This is a genomic window from Vibrio sp. TMPB1044 (assembly GCF_030442075.1).
GTDB lineage: Bacteria > Pseudomonadota > Gammaproteobacteria > Enterobacterales > Vibrionaceae > Vibrio > Vibrio satsumensis.
This window is the reverse complement of record NZ_JAUJED010000051.1, coordinates 1-17698: the sequence shown is the minus strand read 5'-3', so window position 1 is coordinate 17698 and position 17698 is coordinate 1. Positions and strand designations below refer to the sequence as shown.

The window sequence follows — 17698 nt, the reverse complement described above, 5'->3', positions numbered from 1 at the left end:
AGCTCTGCCATCTCAAGCTTCTTTTTCAATTGACGGATCTCTTTCTCCAGTTGTGTAACGGATGTTTCGGGACCGTGGTTAGGTATTGGGAGGGAGTTGGTCTTCTTCGACGTCATTTGGCATCTCCATTTAGAAAGTAGCACCGGCGATATTCCTAAGGATAGTGCTAAGGATAGTGCTACTGACTTAACGGTGTCAGAAGAATCGAGAGATCGCTGAACAGCTTCTCGTTTAAATTCGTCTGTATATTGTCTTTGTGATTTTACTTTCATTACACTCAATGCTCTGTATTAAGTGTCTACTTTTATGGGGTCACATCATTAAAGGGTTGGCGTTTGCGTCAATCCTTTTTTATTGCCGATAGTTTGGTGTTTACCAAAAGAGTTTCCCTACTCCTTCGTCAGTCTAGGGAATGACGGTTGCATTTAAGCCTACTTTCCAGTCGTCATCCCCAAGAATGAGGAACGAAAGAGTTGGGGATCTCTTACTTTCAAAGCTCTAACTAGCAGGCACAAAAAAGCGGAGCCAAATGGCTCCGCTTTTATCGATAGAATGCAAAAAGAATTACTTCTTAGTAAGCTTCTCTTTAATACGAGCTGACTTACCAGAACGCTCACGTAGGTAGTACAACTTGGCACGACGTACTGCACCACGGCGTTTAACTTCGATGCTATCAACCATTGGAGAGTGAGTTTGGAACGCACGCTCTACGCCTTCACCGTTCGAGATCTTACGAACTGTGAATGCAGAGTGTAGACCACGGTTACGAATAGCGATTACAACGCCTTCGAAAGCCTGTAGACGCTCACGGTCACCTTCTTTTACCTTAACCTGAACTACAACAGTGTCACCTGGTGCGAATTTAGGAAGGTCTGATTTTAGTTGCTCTTCTTCAAGAGCCTTGATGATGTTGCTCATTTGTATAAATTCCTAGAATAAACTGATACTAAATTTAATAGGTTACTGCTTGCTTTTCGTTAAGAGCGTTGCTCTTTAATGAATTCAGCCAGTAATTGTTCCTGTTCGTCAGTCAGAGCTAGGTTTTCCAGGAGCTCTGGTCTTCTTAGCCAAGTTCGGCCCAACGATTGTTTTAATCGCCAGCGACGAATGTCCTTATGGTTTCCAGACTTGAGTACCGATGGCACATCTTTATCGTCTAGCACCTCAGGGCGCGTATAATGGGGACAATCTAGCAAACCATTTGCAAAAGAATCTTCTTCTGCTGAAGCGAAATCTCCAAGTACACCCGGAACAAACCGAGAGACTGAATCAATCAACGTCATGGCTGGCAGTTCGCCACCCGTCATCACAAAATCGCCAATCGACCATTCTTCGTCGACTTCAGATTGAATAATGCGCTCATCTACCCCTTCATAGCGGCCACAAATAAGAAGCAAGTTCTCGTTTGTTGCCAACTCTTCAACACCTTTCTGGTCGAGTTTACGACCTTGAGGTGAAAGATAGATTACTTTCGTCTTTCCCGGTGCTGCTTGCTTGGCAGTTTGGATAGCATCGCGCAAAGGCTGAACCATCATTAACATGCCAGGACCACCACCGTAAGGTCTGTCATCAACAGTGCGATGTTTATCATGAGTGAAATCACGAGGATTCCATGTCTCAATAGATAAAAGACCTTTTTTAACCGCTTGACCTGTTACTCCAAAATCAGTAACAGAACGGAACATTTCAGGAAAAAGGCTAATAATGCCAACCCACATGTGTTCTCTCGCTCTGTAATTTGGAGTTAGAATCCAGGATCCCAGTCAACTTCGATCCGGCGAGCTTCGCGATCAACTTTCTTGATCACTTGCTCTTCAAGGTACGGTACTAACCGTTCCTTTTGGCCAAAAGCATCTTTAAGATTTGCTTTGATTACTAGAACATCGTTCGAGCCAGTTTCTAATAGGTCAGTGACCTCACCAAGGTCGTAACCTTTAGTGGTAAAAACTTGCATACCGAACAATTCGCGCCAGTAGAATTCATCTTCTGACAATTCAGGTAACGAAGCAGGGTCAATAGCAATTTCAAAGTTAGTCATCAGTTGCGCGTCTTCACGAACATCTAATCCCGCTAGCTTACATACATAACCTTGGCCATGACGTTTCCAGCTCTCAACTTTGTACTCAACCCACTTGCCCTTTAGGTTTAAATACCAAGGGCTGTAATCAAATATGCTTTCAGCATTGTCTGTGTAGGAGAACACTTTAAGCCAGCCACGAATACCATAGGTAGACCCAAGTTTACCCATGACAATTCTATTGTTTTGCTCGCTCATAGTTTCTTTACCCTTCATCGACATAAGCTATTTCTCTTTAAAAAAGAATTAAGCCGCTTTTTGAGCGTCTTTAACTAGCTTAGCTACACGATCAGATAGAGATGCGCCTTGACCAACCCAGTGGTTAACACGATCTAGGTCTAGACGTAGACCTTCTTCTTGACCTTGAGCAGTAGGGTTAAAGAAACCTACTTTCTCGATGAAACGGCCAGTTGCAGCGTTACGGCTATCCGCAACTACGATTTGATAAAATGGGCGCTTCTTTGCACCGTGACGTGCCAAACGAATGGTTACCATGTCGTCCTCTTTGCTTTCTTAATAAAATAATTAACCCCAAGTATAAGTAAATAGCTTGGGGTCTCGTGCCAAATTAAAGCCCCGGAATTTTACTCTTATTCCGGTGTAATGCAAGGGCTTTAGCTATTTTTTCACCAACATAGCTGCCGTACACTTTCTGTGACACGGCTAACACTATGAAAAGTAACGTAGCTAAAGCTTACATTTGTAGATTATCGACCAAACGGGTTAAAGCCACCACCCATTCCGCCCATACCTCCACCGCCGCCCATCATGCCTTGCATGTTGCGCATCATGCCTTTCATGCCACCTTTCTGCATCTTCTTCATCATCTTCTGCATTTGGGTGAACTGCTTAAGCATACGGTTTACATCTTGTACCTGTGTACCAGAACCAGCGGCAATACGCTTTTTGCGTGAACCTTTGATTAGATCAGGGCGTTGACGCTCTTTCATAGTCATAGAGTTGATGATCGCTTCCATCTGCTTGAACATCTTGTCATCAACTTTATCTTTAACGTTATCTGGTAGCTGAGACATGCCTGGAAGCTTATCCATCATGCCCATCATGCCGCCCATGTTTTGCATCTGACCTAGCTGTTCACGGAAATCTTCAAGGTCAAAGCCTTTCTTCTCTTTGAACTTCTTAGCCAGTTTCTCAGCTTTCTCGGTATCAACGTTCTTTTGTAGGTCTTCAATAAGAGACAGTACGTCGCCCATACCTAAGATACGAGAAGCAACACGATCTGGGTGGAACGGTTCTAGTGCGTCAGTCTTTTCACCAACACCTAAGAATTTAATCGGTTTGCCTGTGATATGACGAACAGACAGAGCAGCACCACCACGCGCATCACCATCAACTTTCGTCAAGATAACACCGGTTAGTGGTAGCGCATCACCAAAAGCTTTTGCCGTGTTCGCAGCATCTTGACCTGTCATTGCATCAACAACGAACAGTGTCTCTACTGGATTAATTGCAGTATGAAGCTCTTTGATCTCGCCCATCATCTCTTCATCGATAGCCAAACGACCGGCAGTATCGACAAGTAGAACGTCGTAGAATTTCTTCTTCGCGTGATCGATTGCAGCGTTTGCAATATCAAGAGGCTTTTGATCAGCTGAAGATGGGAAGAAGTCTACGCCAACATCGCTTGCTAACGTTTCAAGCTGTTTGATCGCCGCTGGACGGTAAACGTCGGCAGACACAACCAAGACTTTCTTCTTGTCACGCTCAGTTAGAAGCTTAGATAGCTTACCTACCGATGTAGTTTTACCCGCACCTTGTAGACCCGCCATTAAGATAACTGCTGGCGGCTGCGCTGCTAGGTTAAGAGCCTCGTTAGACTCACCCATCACCGCTTCAAGTTCAGCTTGAACGATCTTAATAAATTCTTGACCAGGCGTTAGAGATTTAGAAACCTCAACACCTACAGCGCCTTCTTTTACGCGCTTAACAAAATCGCGGACAACTGGCAGTGCAACGTCGGCTTCAAGTAGCGCCATACGTACTTCACGCAGCGTCTCTTTAATGTTGTCTTCGGTCAGACGACCTTTACCGCTGATGTTCTTCAGCGTTTTGGATAGACGATCCGTTAAATTATCAAACATAGTTTTCTCTTCGCTCAAAACTGCGACTATTACTGTGAGTATACATTAGCGCGGATTAGAGTCATACCCGTTGTAGAGCCTTAATCATCCGTGCTTGTGATGTGAGACATTATTCACTTGGAATTGAATGAGGTTCGCCATAGCCCCAAAGAGCGATGCGAGGTATAATTCACCAATTAGTAATCATTTAAATGGATACCATGGACAGTCTTATTGCGATCGCAGCAGCCTTTCTTTATACAATGGCGATTTCCACGATCATTCCAGGTCTCGTGCACCAAACAGGAATCCGTGTAAAAACGGTGTTTATCAGCGCATTACTTGCTCTAGCTTTCCATGCTTGGTTGCTTGGCGATTTGATTTTTAATGCTAGTGGCCAAAACCTCAGTATCTTGAACGTTGCTTCATTAATCAGCTTAATCATATCTGTGGTTATGAGCGGCGCTATGCTCAAAACTCGTTTGTGGTTTATCTTGCCCGTCGTTTATAGCTTCGCTGCACTAAACTTGATGGCTGCTACTTTTCTTCCAAGCACCTTCATCAAGCATCTAGAGAATGACCCTAAACTGCTCGTTCATATCTCTTTGGCTCTATTCTCATACGCGACACTAACTATCGGTGCACTGTACGCTCTGCAGCTCGCGTGGCTAGATCACAAACTTAAAAAGAAAAAAGCGTTGGTGATCAACCCTAACCTACCTCCTTTAATGATGGTAGAAAGACAGCTTTTCAAGATCATTCTGATTGGTAATGGCTTATTAACGGGTACTTTGTTGACAGGTCTCATTTTCGTACAAGATATGTTTGCTCAAGGTAAAGCACACAAGGCTGTGTTGTCTTTTATCGCTTGGGTTATCTACTCCATCCTTCTATGGGGTCATTATCAGAAAGGTTGGCGTGGACAGAAAGTCACTTGGTTCGCCCTAGCCGGCGCCAGCATGCTCACATTAGCCTACTTCGGTAGCCGCTTCGTTCAGGAAATCATCCTGAACTAGTCTGTAAAATAAAGGCAAGGTCTCACATACCTTGCCTTTAAAATATTGAGTGCAATACATTCAATTGACATCTCGACCATGTTCGGTCATAAATTAATCAAGATACACAAATAGGAAAAGAATAGTTTTGGACGACATATCAACGGGTATCTTATTTGCGCTACTCGCGTGTCTCATTGTAATTTCTGGTTATTTCTCTGGTTCCGAAACGGGCATGATGTCCCTGAACCGCTACCGTTTAAAGCACTTGGCCAATACGGGTCATAAAGGTGCCAAACGCGTAGAAAAACTTCTGAACCGCCCAGACAGATTGATTGGCCTTATTCTCATCGGCAACAATCTCGTCAACATTCTTGCATCTGCGATCGCTACTATTCTTGGTATGCGCATCTACGGGGATATCGGTGTAGCTATCGCTACTGGTACCCTGACTCTAGTGATCCTCGTATTCGCCGAGGTAACACCAAAAACCATCGCTTCTCTATTTCCTGAACGTGTCTCTTACGCGAGTAGCATCCTTTTGATGATACTGATGAAGGTGCTGTCACCATTGGTGATCTTGGTCAACTTCATTACCAACGGCTTCATTCGTATCTTAGGTGTTAAAGCCAGTCACGATGCGACCGACCACTTGAGCTCAGAAGAGCTTAGAACCGTGGTAAATGAAGCAGGTAGCTTAATACCTCAGCGTCACCAAGATATGTTGGTGTCTATTCTGGATTTGGAACATGTCACCGTGAACGACATCATGGTGCCGCGTAATGAGATTACTGGTATCGACATCAATGACGACTGGAAATCTATCGTTCGTCAACTGACTCACTCGCCCCATGGCCGCGTGGTGCTGTATCGTGACCAAATAGATGAAGTAGTTGGTATGCTTAGGCTACGTGAAGCTTACCGATTGATGCTTGAAAAGAACGAATTCAATAAAGAGACCCTGTTGCGTGCAGCGGATGAGATCTACTTCATTCCTGAAGCAACACCACTCAATATTCAACTGCTTAAGTTTCAGCGCAATAAACAGCGTATCGGTTTGATAGTTGATGAGTATGGCGATATCAATGGTTTGGTTACCCTTGAAGATATTCTAGAAGAGATCGTAGGTGAGTTTACCACCTCAATTGCGCCAAGCTTATCTGAAGAAATTACTCCGCAAAGCGATGGCAGCTTCTTGATTGAAGGCAGCGCCAATATCCGAGACATCAACAAAGGCTTACAGTGGGCACTGCCTACCGATGGCCCAAGAACGCTGAATGGTTTGATACTAGAACATCTTGAAGATATTCCAGAGAGTCACCTCAGTGTTCAGGTTGCCAGTCATCCAATGGAAATTGTTGAGCTCGAAGAGAACCGAATCAAACTGGTACGTGTGTTCCCGCAGATCGTAAATGGATAAAATTGGCTTATTAGAATAGCTAAGTAATCACAAGCTCACATGCGACAACAGCCTAGCCCTAAAATACGTTGACAAAAAAGGCCCGGTTCATTGAACCGGGCCTTTTAATATCTAACTCACCGCTAACAATGATTAGTCGATTTTAAGCTCTTGCAGCATAGACTCTGGCAGTGCCAGTTCATCATTCTTGTTTACAGAAATACCTGCAGCGATGATCGCATTAGCGATCTCTTTCGCTTCATCCAAAGAGTGCATTGCTGCGGTACCACATTGGTATTCGTTCAGCTCAGGGATCTTATTCTGGCTCTCAACTTTCAGTACGTCTTTCATCGCGGCCAACCAACCGTCAGCCACTTGTTGCTCTGTAGGCGTACCAATCAGGCTCATATAGAAACCAGTGCGACAGCCCATCGGTGAGATATCGATGATCTCTACATCTGAACCGTTCAATTGATTACGCATGAAACCAGCGTATAGGTGCTCTAGAGTATGGATACCTTTCTCAGATAAGATGTCTTTGTTTGGCGCAGTAAAACGCAGGTCAAACACAGTGATGGTATCCCCTTTTGGGGTTTGCATTGTTTTAGCAACACGAACTGCAGGTGCGTTCATGCGTGTGTGATCAACAGTGAAACTATCTAATAAAGGCATTGCTATTCTCCGTGACGGTTGGCTTTAGAAAAACCAACTTCGATTGTCTTCTAGTTCTTTGCGGCACTGTTTCAGTTGCCAGCCATAATCTTTTGCTTGCTGTTCGACTTTACGAGCCACCTTAATTAAAGATGGTTTGCTATTATACGATTTACGCTTATAACCACCACGACCTTCATGGTAAGCCAAGTACTGGTTATATGGGTCCCACAGCGAAATACCCAACTGACGACGCGTCTCACTGGTGTACCAACCGATGAACATCAATGCATCATCAAAGTTGGTTCTTGAACCGCCATTGTTGGTCGCTTTTTGGAAATCTTCCCAAGCTGGGGCCTGAGCTTGAGCATAGCCATAAGCGCTGCTTACGCGGCCCCAAGGAATAAACCCAAGAATGTAATCTTTTGGTGGGCGCGCATCATGACGAAAGCTACTCTCTTGTTTTACAAAAGCCATCGCTACGTTGATGGGTGTGCCCCACTCTTCTTGCATATCTAAGGCATCTTCGTACCACGATGGATGCTCTCTGAAGATGCTACATAGGTTGTCTTGCTGTTTCGGCGGTGGTGTTGCACAACCAACCAAAAGGCTAGAGACAACACCGACAGTGACTACAGGTAACCATTTACTACTCACACGAGTAGGCTTACCTAATAAGGCTTGCTTCCTTTCCACCAACGTCTCGCTATGCTTTTAAATACGAAAAATAATCCGCTAAGAAGCTGTCAAAATCTTGAGTGCTCGCTTCTTCACTTTGTTGCTGAGCAATCACAGAGCGTTGAACCTCTGCTTCCATCAGCTCAGCTGAATACACTTTGTATTGGTGTGCCTTGTGCTGTTGAGCGTATGTTTTACCTAGCGCACAGCCAACTTTACCTAAGCCACCTAACTTTTTAGTCTCTTCTAGCAATTGGCCAGAAATGGTTAGCTCTGGGTTATCAATCCAAGCTTCAAGCGTATCGCAGGTTTCTTGGTAAGCTCGACCGCCTTGTTCTGCATCCATCATCTCAGCAATTGAGCGTAGATCTTTGAACACGCGCTTCGCCCAATCTTGCAGAGATAATCGCTCACCGTAACAACCAATTTGCAGTTCTAGACCGACTTGACGACCTTCTAGGATCACCTTGTTCCAGTTGTCGCGCCAGCATTCAAGCTCACAGTTATCCATCTCAGCAGAGTCAGTTAGCACACTCCACGTTAGGAATAGATCTAAGAAGCGAACTTGTTGCTCCGTGATACCAATTGAGCTGAATGGGTTTACGTCTAGAGAGCGAACCTCGATGTACTCAACACCAGCACGTGCTAGTGCTTCAGATGGTTTCTCACCATTTTTCGCTACACGCTTAGGACGAATTGGAGCATAAAGCTCATTCTCAATTTGCAGTACGTTGCTATTCAACTGACGGTATTCACCATCAACCTTAGTGCCAATCTCTGCGAATTCTTCTGATGGTGTACGAATCGCTTGATTCAAACCTTCAAGGTATTGGTCTAGGCTGTTGAAGCCAATTTTCAATACGCTTTGCGCACTGTTGGTGTAACCAAGATCGCTTAGGCGCAGTGCCGTTGCTTTTGGTAAGTACAGTGTCTCGCCAATCTTTTCAAAAGGCAGGTTAGTTTCTCTTCCTTTGATGAAAGAAGAACATAACGCAGGTGAAGCACCGAAGAAGTATGGGATTAACCAACCAAAGCGATAGTAGTTACGAATCAAACCAAAGTAAGCATCTGACTTCGCTTCACAACGCGCTTCTTCTGTTTGTTCTCCAAATAGGCTATCCCAAAAGCTTTCTGGGAAAGAGAAGTTGAAGTGAACACCAGAAATAATCTGCATCAGACTACCGTAACGACGCTTTAGGCCTTCACGATATAGCGTCTTCATCTTACCGTTGTTAGACGTGCCGTATTGCGCAAGCTGAATGTAGTCTTCACTACCAACATAACAAGGCATAGAGAGCGGCCATAGTTTTTCGCCGTCTAACTTGGTTTGCGTGAAATGATGTATATCAGACAACTGATTCAAAAGCGTCGGAACGTCGTTAGAAACAGGCGTGATAAATTCCAGTAGCGACTCAGAGAAATCGGTCGTTACCCATTCGTTCATCAACGCAGATCCTAAAGCCTTAGGGTGCGGCCCAGTAGCAAGGTGCCCATCTTCCGTGTAGCGTAATGTTTCCCTTTCAACACCACGACCAAATTGAGAGAAGGTCTTAGGGTTGGTTGCAACTTGCTTTAGTCGCGCAGCAAAATCAGTCAAAATTCAGTTCACTTATCTTATATCGTTCTGATTAGAACTATCATAAATTAGGTTGGAGGAGAAAAGTAGAGTCTCTTCCCTCCCCCTTTAATGTGTACTCTAACGAATGATTTCAAGCTCTTCTATTGGAATATCTAACTTTTCTAATTGCGGGCGAAGCGAAGCCGCATCACCAACCACAATTATTTGATAATCATTCGGGTCGAACCATTTCTTCGATAGTTCATTCAATGTCTCTTTTGAGACCGTCTCAACTATCTGATTACGCTGTTGTAGGTAATCTTCATCAAGGCTCAATGCAACAATATTACTTAACAACCCAGCTTTCTGACTTGGCGTTTCGTATTTGAGTGCATCTTGTTGACCGACGGCAAGGCGCATAAATTTCACCTCTTCGTCAGTTAATCCACTTTGGCTAAACTCATTCAGTTCATTAATAAACTCTTGAATCGATGGCACTGTCGCGTTGGCTCTTACCTGTGCGCTAAATACTACTGCCCCCGTTTCACGAGTACTGGCAAAGTAACCACTCGCACCGTAAGTGTATGCTTTGTCTTCGCGTAGGTTCTGGTTGATGCGGCTATTAAAGTTACCCGCTAGGTTAAAGTTAGCCAATTGGCTCTTATACAGCTCACCCGTAGCATCAAAAGGCAGACCTTTACGAACTAAACGAACGATACTCTGTGGCGCACCTGGCTTATCAACCAAATACAAACGCTGCTCAGTCAGGTCTTTGACAATCTGTGGGCGTGTCAGCGGTGCCGCCTCGCCTTGCCATTGCTCAAAGAATTGTAGCTGCTTTCCAACCTCTTTCTTCGAGATGTCCCCTACAATAACAATATTAGCTCCCTCCGGAGTATAGTGTTGACTGTAAAACTGTTTTACATCGCCCAGAGTTAACGATTCTAGAGACTCTTTAGTTCCATCACTCGCACGAGCAAAAATACTATCGCCAAACAGCACTTCACGGGTTGCTTGAGATGCCATCCAGCTTGGTTGTTGATGCTGGTATACCACCCCTTCTAGCATCTGTTTCTTAACACGCTCGAAATCTTGCTCATCAAACTTAGGCTCGAATAGAACCTCTTGTACAATAGCTAAGGTTTGAGGAAGGTTTTTCTCTAGCGTAGAGACTGAAATATCCGTGGTGTAACTGCCCGCACTAATGCTGACGCTACTGCCAAGCTTATCTAGCGTCGCTTGTAGCTCTTCAACTGTTCGTTTTGTCGAGCCTTCTTCCATCATCGAAGCGGTTATATTCGCTAGGCCTTCTTGCCCTTTACGAACATAACGCTCACCGGCTGGAAGTTGAATCTGTAGCTGAACTGTCGGCGTTTCGCTGGTCACAGTTCCAATCAAATCCGTGCCGTTGGCAAAGTGCATGCGGTACAAATCAGGCATCGTAGCTTCAACACCAAAGTTCACTTCTGGCATCACGCTGCGATCAAAGGTGTTCGGTGCTTTTCTAAAATCCAGTTGGTCTTCTGTCACCTTGCTGTATTCAGGCAAAGTGCGTGGCGGCGTGGTAAAGGTCGCCTCACGAACCGCTAAATCGAGTTGCTTCTTAGGCACCACACTCAAGGTCACCTTGTGCTTACCTTCGATGAAATCTTGGTATGCCTTGCTTACGCTTTCAGGAGTCACAGCTCGGATTTGATCAAGTTGCGATTCAATGCGATCTGGCTGACCGTAGAAGGTTTGGTTAGACGCGAGTTGCGACACCTTACCTTTTACGCTTTGCAATGCAAAAACGGCATTCGCTTCTGCCATGCCTGTGATCTGGTCTAAACGTTCTTGTTCAACACCCTCTTTCGAGAATTGCTCTAGAGTATCCATCAGCTCTTTATTAAGAACCGTCAGATCGCCTTTTTCACCTGAGTTACCCATCGCATACACATACATGGTACAAGCGAGCTCAGCACAATCATGGAAAGATCCTGCGCTGACTGCTTTCTGTGTTTTTACGAGGTTTTGATACAGGTAGCTGTTAGTGCCTGACCCCAACACATTAGACAATGCATTCAGTGACGCTTGTGTCTCTTCACCACGATACGTTGTTGGCCAACCAACAAGCACCATCGGCTGACGAATATTATCTTCTAACGTAATGTACTTATCTTCTGTTAGCACAGCAGGTTGCTTCTCTGCCGCCTTAACTTCTGGGCCTTGAGGGATAGGGCCAAAGTACTTGTTCACCCACTCTAGCGTGTCATCAACGTCGATATCACCACCGATAGTCAGTACCGCATTATTTGGGCCGTACCAGCGCAGGAAGAACGCCTTAAGGTCATTCACATCAACACGGTCTAGATCTTCCACATAACCGATAGGTTGCCATGAATAAGGGTGACCTTCAGGGTAAAGCGCTTCACCCATGCGTTCCCACATCAAGCCATAAGGACGGTTTTCGTAACTTTGAGCACGTTCGTTTTTAACCGTGCCTCTTTGAACTTCGAATTTCTTCTGAGAAACCGCATCCAATAAGAAACCCATTCGGTCTGATTCTAACCACAACATTTTCTCTAGTTGGTTAGATGGAACTGTCTCAAAGTAGTTGGTACGGTCACGGTTAGTTGTGCCATTTAACGCCCCCCCCGCTTCAGTGATGATCTTAAAGTGCTGCTGGTCACCAACGTTCTCAGATCCCTGGAACATCATATGCTCGAAGAAGTGAGCAAAACCCGACTTACCAATCTCTTCACGTGCTGAACCTACGTGATAGGTCACATCAACATGCACCAATGGATCGGAATCATCAGGGGAAAGAATAACTGTCAGGCCGTTTTCAAGCTGATATTTGGTGTAAGGAATCACCACTTTATCTTTAGAGAGCTTTACCTCTTCTAAAAAAGTGACACCTTCTGGTAATGAGGAAAAGAAGGATGTTGAGCTAGGTACATTGTAAGAACAGCCGGCAATGGCGATAAGAGAAAATGTACCAAGTAAAACCTTTTTCATTGGTTCTCCTTAGAAAAAACCGAAGTAGATAGCAGCAAGTAAGCTATAACGAGCAGCTTTGCCAATCGCTATCAAAATAACGCTAGGGATGAATTTCATTCTTAGCCAACCCGCAGCCAGACACAAAGGGTCACCAATAATCGGTAACCAACTGAATAACAGTGTCCAGTAGCCATAACGACTCAGCCAAGCCATAGCCTTATGACCATGCTTTTCAGATTGAGTTCGATTAGGCAACCATAATCCAATCCAATAGTTAGTCAGGCCCCCTAAAGTATTACCAAGTGTCGCCACCAGAATAATCGATGATGTTGAAAACTGATCTAGGCTCAATGCTGCAACAAGGCTAGCTTCTGAGCCGCCGGGCAATAACGTGGCACTCAAGAAGCCACTGATGAAGAGTACCCAAAGCGCCGAGTCAGAGAACCACAGCGCTATGTTTTCAAAAAGGGAATTAAAGAATTCTAACACTGCATATCAACCTTCTTGCATCTTAAGCAGTACCTTGCCTCTAGTGTGTCCGGTTTCAACCTGCAGATGCGCCGACTGTGCTTCGTCTAGTTGGTAGATACCTTGAATTTCTGTTTTAAGCAATCCAACACTCACCATATAAAGCATGGTGTCCATTTGCTCAGTGTTTGGTTCAACCAACATGCCTGATGCAGTAAAACCTAGGAGCGTGGCTTTCTCACAAATCAACTCAGCAGACAAAGTTGGTACTGTCACGACTCTCGCGCCGTCTTTCAGGCACTTCAACGCATCAAGCGCGGTATCGCCACCGACCAAATCAATCAACACATCAACATCAGAAACTCGTTCTGAAGCTGGGGCAAACTTATAGTTGATAGCATGAGCGCCTAGCGTTGCAAGATAGTCGAGATTGGCTTCGCTGCAGGTCGTGTAAACCTCTGCTTTTGCTGCCACTGCGATTTGAACCGCAAGGTGACCAACCCCGCCTGCGCCCGCTAAGATAAGCACGCGATCGCCTTCTTTTACTTCGGCTTTATTGAGTGCTTGGGCTGCTGTTTGACTAGCAAGTGGTAATGCCGCTGCCGCTTCTAGGGTGACAGAATCAGGAACCATGCTGAGTGCCGCTTCTGGAACACATACGTATTGGCTATAACCGCCACCTTGCAGTGGAAAACCAATAAACCCTGCCACGTTATCACCAACAGTAAAACGTTCAGCCTGATCGCCTAGCGTTACAATTTGCCCCGAAATATCATATCCCGGCACCCAAGGTAGATTGTCTTTGTTTTGTGCTGCTGCCCAACCAAGGCCAGCACGGGTTTTCACATCAATCGGATTAATGCCCGAAAAGGAAACTTTAACCACCACTTCTCCAGCCTTAGGCTCTGGAATCGCACTGGTTTGAATACTAAGGTTTTCGACACCGCCGAATTGAGTAATCGCAATCTGTTTATTTTCCATTTCCACATTTCCTTGATTGATAAAAGCCCTAGTGAGCAAGCACCCTAATTAATAAAAAGAAAGGGATGCGAAAGCATCCCTTTGACTATAAACCATTTAATAAGGCTAAGTTAACCGCTCATTCGTAAATTGACGACCAATTAACGTAACGATACATGAGCAGTAATCCATTAACCGACTAGCGCTAATAGAATACCCGCCGCAACCGCACTACCAAGTACACCTGCTACGTTCGGGCCCATCGCATGCATCAACAAGAAGTTCTGAGGATTTGCCTCAAGACCTACCTTGTTCACAACACGTGCCGCCATTGGAACCGCTGATACGCCAGCTGCACCAATCAATGGGTTGATGTCCTCTTTCGAGAAGCGGTTTAGAACCTTCGCCATCAATACACCACCAGCTGTACCAATACTGAACGCGACCGCACCTAAGCCAAGAATACCCAGTGTCTCTAAGTTCAAGAAAGTATCCGCTTGAAGCTTAGAACCAACACCGAGGCCAAGGAAAATAGTCACAACGTTAATCAGTTCGTTTTGCGCTGTTTTCGATAGGCGATCAACCACACCCGCTTCACGCATCAAGTTACCCAGACAGAACATACCCACTAGAGGTGTCGCTGAAGGTAGGAACAAAATCGTCATCAGTAGTACAGCAAGCGGGAAGAGAATCTTCTCTGCTTTGCTAACGTGACGAAGTTGAGCCATCTTGATCTTACGTTCTTCAGGAGACGTTAACGCCTTCATGATTGGCGGCTGAATAATAGGAACTAATGCCATATAGCTATACGCCGCTACTGCAATCGCACCTAAAAGATCAGGAGAGAGCTTACTCGCCAAGAAAATCGCGGTTGGGCCATCGGCACCACCAATGATCGCAATGGAAGAAGCGTCGGCCATCGAGAATTCCATTCCTGGAACATAGTTCAGCAAGATCGCACCAAATAGCGTCGCGAAGATACCAAACTGAGCCGCAGCCCCTAACCACAATGTTTTAGGGTTCGCAATCAACGCACCGAAGTCCGTCATCGCACCAACACCCATAAAGATCAGCAGTGGGAAAATACCCGTTTCAATACCAATGTAGTAAACGTAGTAAAGCAAACCACCTGGATCAGTAAACCCAGCATTTGGAATGTTCGCTAATACAGCACCAAAACCAATCGGTAGTAGAAGTAACGGTTCAAATCCTTTGCGAATTGCCAAAAACAACAATAAGCAACCAACCAACATCATACAGATCTGGCCGAACTCAAAGTTCGCAATCCCTGTTTCAGACCATAAGGTCATCAATCCTTCCATGGTGCTCCCTTACGCTAAGCTTAGTAGTGGAGCGCCTACAGTAACTGCATCGCCTTCTTTAACATTCAGTTCTTGAACGATACCACCACGAGCAGCACGAACTTCCGTTTCCATCTTCATCGCTTCTAGGATAAGTAGAACATCGCCTTCAGCAACCTCAGCACCCGCCTGAACGTTAACTTTAAAGATGTTACCCGCCAATGGAGCAGGAACCGCTTCAGCGTCAGAAGCTGCTACAGGTGCAGCCTGAGCCGCTTGAGCAGGTTTTGCAGATGGCGCTACCGATGTAAGTTCACCTTGTGGGCCAACCTCGACATCGTAAACTTGACCATCAACCTTCACGCTGTAGCTTTCGATACCACCAGAAGCAGGCGCTGGAGCTGCAGCTACTGGAGTCGCAACTTCTGCCGTTGGTGCTGGTTCAAATGCTTCTGGGTTACGACGGTTCTTAAGGAACTTAAGACCTACTTGTGGGAAAAGTGCGTAAGTCAGTACATCATCAACGGTATCTTCAGCTAGAGAAATGCCTTCTGATTTCGCTTTCTCTAAAAGATCCGTCGTTAGCGTATCCATTTCTGACTTAAGCAAATCAGCAGGGCGACAAGTAATTGGCTCTGCACCATCCAGAACTTTTGCTTGCAGTTCAGCATCTACTTCCGCAGGTGCTTGGCCGTATTCGCCTTTCAGCAGACCTGCAGTCTCTTTCGTGATGCTCTTATAGCGCTCACCCGTTAGTACGTTAATAACCGCTTGAGTACCGACAATTTGAGAAGTTGGTGTTACCAAAGGAATGTAACCAAGCTCTTTACGTACGCGTGGGATCTCTTCAAGAACCTCGTCCATACGATCGGCTGCGCCTTGTTCTTTCAGCTGACCTTCCATGTTAGTCAACATGCCGCCAGGAACCTGAGCAATCAAGATACGAGAATCGACGCCTTTTAGCTGGCCTTCCCATTTTGCGTACTTTTTACGTACATCGCGGAAGTAAGACGCGATAGGTTCAATTTGGTCAAGCTTAAGATTCGTGTCACGCTCTGTACCTTCTAACATAGCCACAACCGTTTCAGTTGGCGTGTGACCGTAAGTACAGCTCATTGAAGAGATCGCCGTGTCTAGAATATCGATACCCGCCTCAACCGCTTTAACCGCTGTTGCTGTCGATAGACCGGTTGTCGCGTGGCTATGTAGCGCTAGAGGAACATCACACGATGCTTTGATGCGTGTAATTAACTCTTCCGCTTCATAAGGCTTTAATAAACCTGACATATCTTTGATACATAGTGAATGACAACCTAGGTCTTCTAGACGCTTAGCCAGATCAACCCAAGTATCAGAGTTGTGAACCGGACTGGTTGTGTAAGACAAGGTACCTTGAGCGTGACCACCAACATCAATCGTTGCTTTCACCGCTTTCTCAAAGTTACGTACGTCATTCATCGCATCAAAAATACGGAATACGTCCATGCCGTTTTTATGGGCACGTTCAACAAATTTTTCTACTACATCATCCGCGTAGTGACGGTAGCCCAATAGGTTTTGACCACGCAGTAGCATCTGCATTGGTGTGTTTGGCATCGCTTTTTTCAGCTCACGCAAACGCTCCCATGGATCCTCGCCAAGAAAACGGATACACGAATCAAACGTCGCGCCGCCCCAGGTCTCAAGTGACCAGTAACCGACTTTATCCAGTTCTGCCGCAATTGGCAGCATATCTTCGATACGCATACGAGTAGCAAATAGTGACTGGTGCGCGTCACGAAGTACCACATCTGTGATAGCTAGTGGTTTAGACATGCTCATAAACTCCTTTTTAATCCTTTAAATGCTACTTAGCAGTAGACGCACGGTATTGATGAACCGCGGCCGAAATTGCTGCCACTACCTGTGGACTAACAGCTGAAGGGGTTGATTGTGATTTTTTAATTTTTTTAGGTGCTGCGATCGGCTCTGGTACTTCTTCTGGTACCAGTTTTGACATCAACCGAACGAGGTAAACTAGAATAGTTAGGAAAATAAAGACAACGGACATCCCCGTTATCATTAGAGTCGCCGCATCTCCTAGCAGGCTTCCAATATTAGTCATGTTGCTTCCTTTCTTCGTCATCCTGACATACGTACAGGATTTCAGCGAATAGTGATCCCGACCCATGGATTATCTCGATTGGTAAAAGTTTGTCAATTTTGTTTAAGGTTCTGTTACGGATAACGCACACATAAGGTTAATTATTCGCCTATCAGATCACATAAATCTGTCAAATGAGTCATTTTTAGATATTTAAACTGTGACTTAAACGGGGCTTTTCTGAGAAATGATATGAGAAAGGTGGAATAACAAAGAAGCATTCAAGAAGTACTTAAAATACAACAAGTTAAATGTTAAGTAAATTTAACATTTAATCAACATTTATATGGCAGGCATAAAAAAAGCCTCGTATAAACGAGGCTTTTTTTAATAATGTGGCGCGCTCTGGAGGATTCGAACCTCCGACCGCCTGGTTCGTAGCCAGGTACTCTATCCAGCTGAGCTAAG

General features: G+C 45.2%; 17 protein-coding genes. 2 read left to right on the top strand and 15 right to left on the bottom strand.

Features of this window, described 5'->3' with window-relative positions:
• The 6 genes from QQ041_RS22055 to ffh form a co-directional block, all read right to left on the bottom strand.
• On the bottom strand, positions 1-272 hold a 272-nt coding region (locus QQ041_RS22055), incomplete at its 3' end, for a transposase (protein ID WP_285955060.1).
• 292 nt (positions 273-564) lie between these two features.
• Positions 565-918, bottom strand: a complete 354-nt coding sequence (rplS, locus tag QQ041_RS22050) for a 50S ribosomal protein L19 (protein ID WP_004735514.1) — start codon at positions 916-918, stop codon at positions 565-567.
• A gap of 59 nt (positions 919-977) precedes the next feature.
• Complete coding sequence (trmD, locus tag QQ041_RS22045) at positions 978-1718, bottom strand: tRNA (guanosine(37)-N1)-methyltransferase TrmD (protein WP_004735512.1); 741 nt, start codon at positions 1716-1718, stop codon at positions 978-980.
• A gap of 26 nt (positions 1719-1744) precedes the next feature.
• Positions 1745-2299 (bottom strand): ribosome maturation factor RimM, encoded by a 555-nt coding sequence (gene rimM, locus QQ041_RS22040; protein ID WP_017063236.1) that lies wholly within the window; start codon positions 2297-2299, stop codon positions 1745-1747.
• Positions 2300-2323: 24 nt separating this feature from the next.
• Entirely contained in the window at positions 2324-2572 is a 249-nt protein-coding gene (gene rpsP / locus QQ041_RS22035) for a 30S ribosomal protein S16 (protein WP_004410028.1), read from the bottom strand.
• Between the two features lie 212 nt (positions 2573-2784).
• A complete protein-coding gene (gene ffh, locus QQ041_RS22030; protein ID WP_146490618.1) occupies positions 2785-4179 on the bottom strand; it encodes a signal recognition particle protein in 1395 nt (464 codons plus the stop codon).
• A 200-nt stretch (positions 4180-4379) separates the two neighbouring features.
• On the opposite strand from ffh, the gene QQ041_RS22025 reads away from it, so the two are divergent.
• Both QQ041_RS22025 and QQ041_RS22020 read left to right on the top strand, forming a co-directional pair.
• The gene (locus QQ041_RS22025; RefSeq protein WP_019825854.1) at positions 4380-5174 is read left to right on the top strand and encodes an inner membrane protein YpjD; all 795 of its coding nucleotides are present in this window, start codon (positions 4380-4382) and stop codon (positions 5172-5174) included.
• 127 nt (positions 5175-5301) lie between these two features.
• On the top strand, positions 5302-6573 hold the full coding sequence (locus QQ041_RS22020) for an HlyC/CorC family transporter (protein WP_019825852.1): 1272 nt from the start codon (positions 5302-5304) through the stop codon (positions 6571-6573).
• 132 nt (positions 6574-6705) lie between these two features.
• Here the strand turns inward: QQ041_RS22020 and luxS are convergent, their stop codons facing one another.
• The 9 genes from luxS to QQ041_RS21975 form a co-directional block, all read right to left on the bottom strand.
• Positions 6706-7224, bottom strand: coding sequence for an S-ribosylhomocysteine lyase (gene luxS / locus QQ041_RS22015; RefSeq protein WP_146490617.1), 519 nt, complete (start codon positions 7222-7224; stop codon positions 6706-6708).
• Between the two features lie 24 nt (positions 7225-7248).
• Positions 7249-7899: a hypothetical protein gene (locus QQ041_RS22010; RefSeq protein WP_285955059.1), complete on the bottom strand. Its 651-nt coding sequence runs from the start codon at positions 7897-7899 to the stop codon at positions 7249-7251.
• A gap of 10 nt (positions 7900-7909) precedes the next feature.
• The gene (gene gshA / locus QQ041_RS22005) at positions 7910-9478 is read right to left on the bottom strand and encodes a glutamate--cysteine ligase (protein WP_285955058.1); all 1569 of its coding nucleotides are present in this window, start codon (positions 9476-9478) and stop codon (positions 7910-7912) included.
• A gap of 99 nt (positions 9479-9577) precedes the next feature.
• Positions 9578-12436, bottom strand: coding sequence for a pitrilysin family protein (locus QQ041_RS22000; RefSeq protein WP_285955057.1), 2859 nt, complete (start codon positions 12434-12436; stop codon positions 9578-9580).
• A 9-nt stretch (positions 12437-12445) separates the two neighbouring features.
• A complete protein-coding gene (locus QQ041_RS21995) occupies positions 12446-12907 on the bottom strand; it encodes a YqaA family protein (protein ID WP_017059555.1) in 462 nt (153 codons plus the stop codon).
• A gap of 6 nt (positions 12908-12913) precedes the next feature.
• Positions 12914-13867, bottom strand: a complete 954-nt coding sequence (locus QQ041_RS21990) for an NADP-dependent oxidoreductase (protein ID WP_285955056.1) — start codon at positions 13865-13867, stop codon at positions 12914-12916.
• Positions 13868-14037: 170 nt separating this feature from the next.
• Complete coding sequence (locus tag QQ041_RS21985) at positions 14038-15168, bottom strand: sodium ion-translocating decarboxylase subunit beta (RefSeq protein ID WP_019825842.1); 1131 nt, start codon at positions 15166-15168, stop codon at positions 14038-14040.
• A 9-nt stretch (positions 15169-15177) separates the two neighbouring features.
• On the bottom strand, positions 15178-16962 hold the full coding sequence (gene oadA, locus QQ041_RS21980) for a sodium-extruding oxaloacetate decarboxylase subunit alpha (RefSeq protein ID WP_239848426.1): 1785 nt from the start codon (positions 16960-16962) through the stop codon (positions 15178-15180).
• Between the two features lie 31 nt (positions 16963-16993).
• Positions 16994-17251, bottom strand: a complete 258-nt coding sequence (locus QQ041_RS21975; RefSeq protein WP_046209161.1) for an oxaloacetate decarboxylase subunit gamma — start codon at positions 17249-17251, stop codon at positions 16994-16996.
• Positions 17252-17698 lie beyond the last annotated feature (447 nt).

Excerpts from the sequence above, each read along its gene's own strand:
- rplS (WP_004735514.1), bottom strand. The coding sequence starts at position 918 with ATGAGCAACATCATCAAGGCTCTTGAAGAAGAGCAACTAAAATCAGAC.
- trmD (WP_004735512.1), bottom strand. The coding sequence starts at position 1,718 with ATGTGGGTTGGCATTATTAGCCTTTTTCCTGAAATGTTCCGTTCTGTT.
- rimM (WP_017063236.1), bottom strand. The coding sequence starts at position 2,299 with ATGTCGATGAAGGGTAAAGAAACTATGAGCGAGCAAAACAATAGAATT.
- rpsP (WP_004410028.1), bottom strand. The coding sequence starts at position 2,572 with ATGGTAACCATTCGTTTGGCACGTCACGGTGCAAAGAAGCGCCCATTT.
- ffh (WP_146490618.1), bottom strand. The coding sequence starts at position 4,179 with ATGTTTGATAATTTAACGGATCGTCTATCCAAAACGCTGAAGAACATC.
- QQ041_RS22025 (WP_019825854.1), top strand. The coding sequence starts at position 4,380 with ATGGACAGTCTTATTGCGATCGCAGCAGCCTTTCTTTATACAATGGCG.
- luxS (WP_146490617.1), bottom strand. The coding sequence starts at position 7,224 with ATGCCTTTATTAGATAGTTTCACTGTTGATCACACACGCATGAACGCA.
- QQ041_RS22000 (WP_285955057.1), bottom strand. The coding sequence starts at position 12,436 with ATGAAAAAGGTTTTACTTGGTACATTTTCTCTTATCGCCATTGCCGGC.
- QQ041_RS21990 (WP_285955056.1), bottom strand. The coding sequence starts at position 13,867 with ATGGAAAATAAACAGATTGCGATTACTCAATTCGGCGGTGTCGAAAAC.
- QQ041_RS21985 (WP_019825842.1), bottom strand. The coding sequence starts at position 15,168 with ATGGAAGGATTGATGACCTTATGGTCTGAAACAGGGATTGCGAACTTT.
- oadA (WP_239848426.1), bottom strand. The coding sequence starts at position 16,962 with ATGTCTAAACCACTAGCTATCACAGATGTGGTACTTCGTGACGCGCAC.
- QQ041_RS21975 (WP_046209161.1), bottom strand. The coding sequence starts at position 17,251 with ATGACTAATATTGGAAGCCTGCTAGGAGATGCGGCGACTCTAATGATA.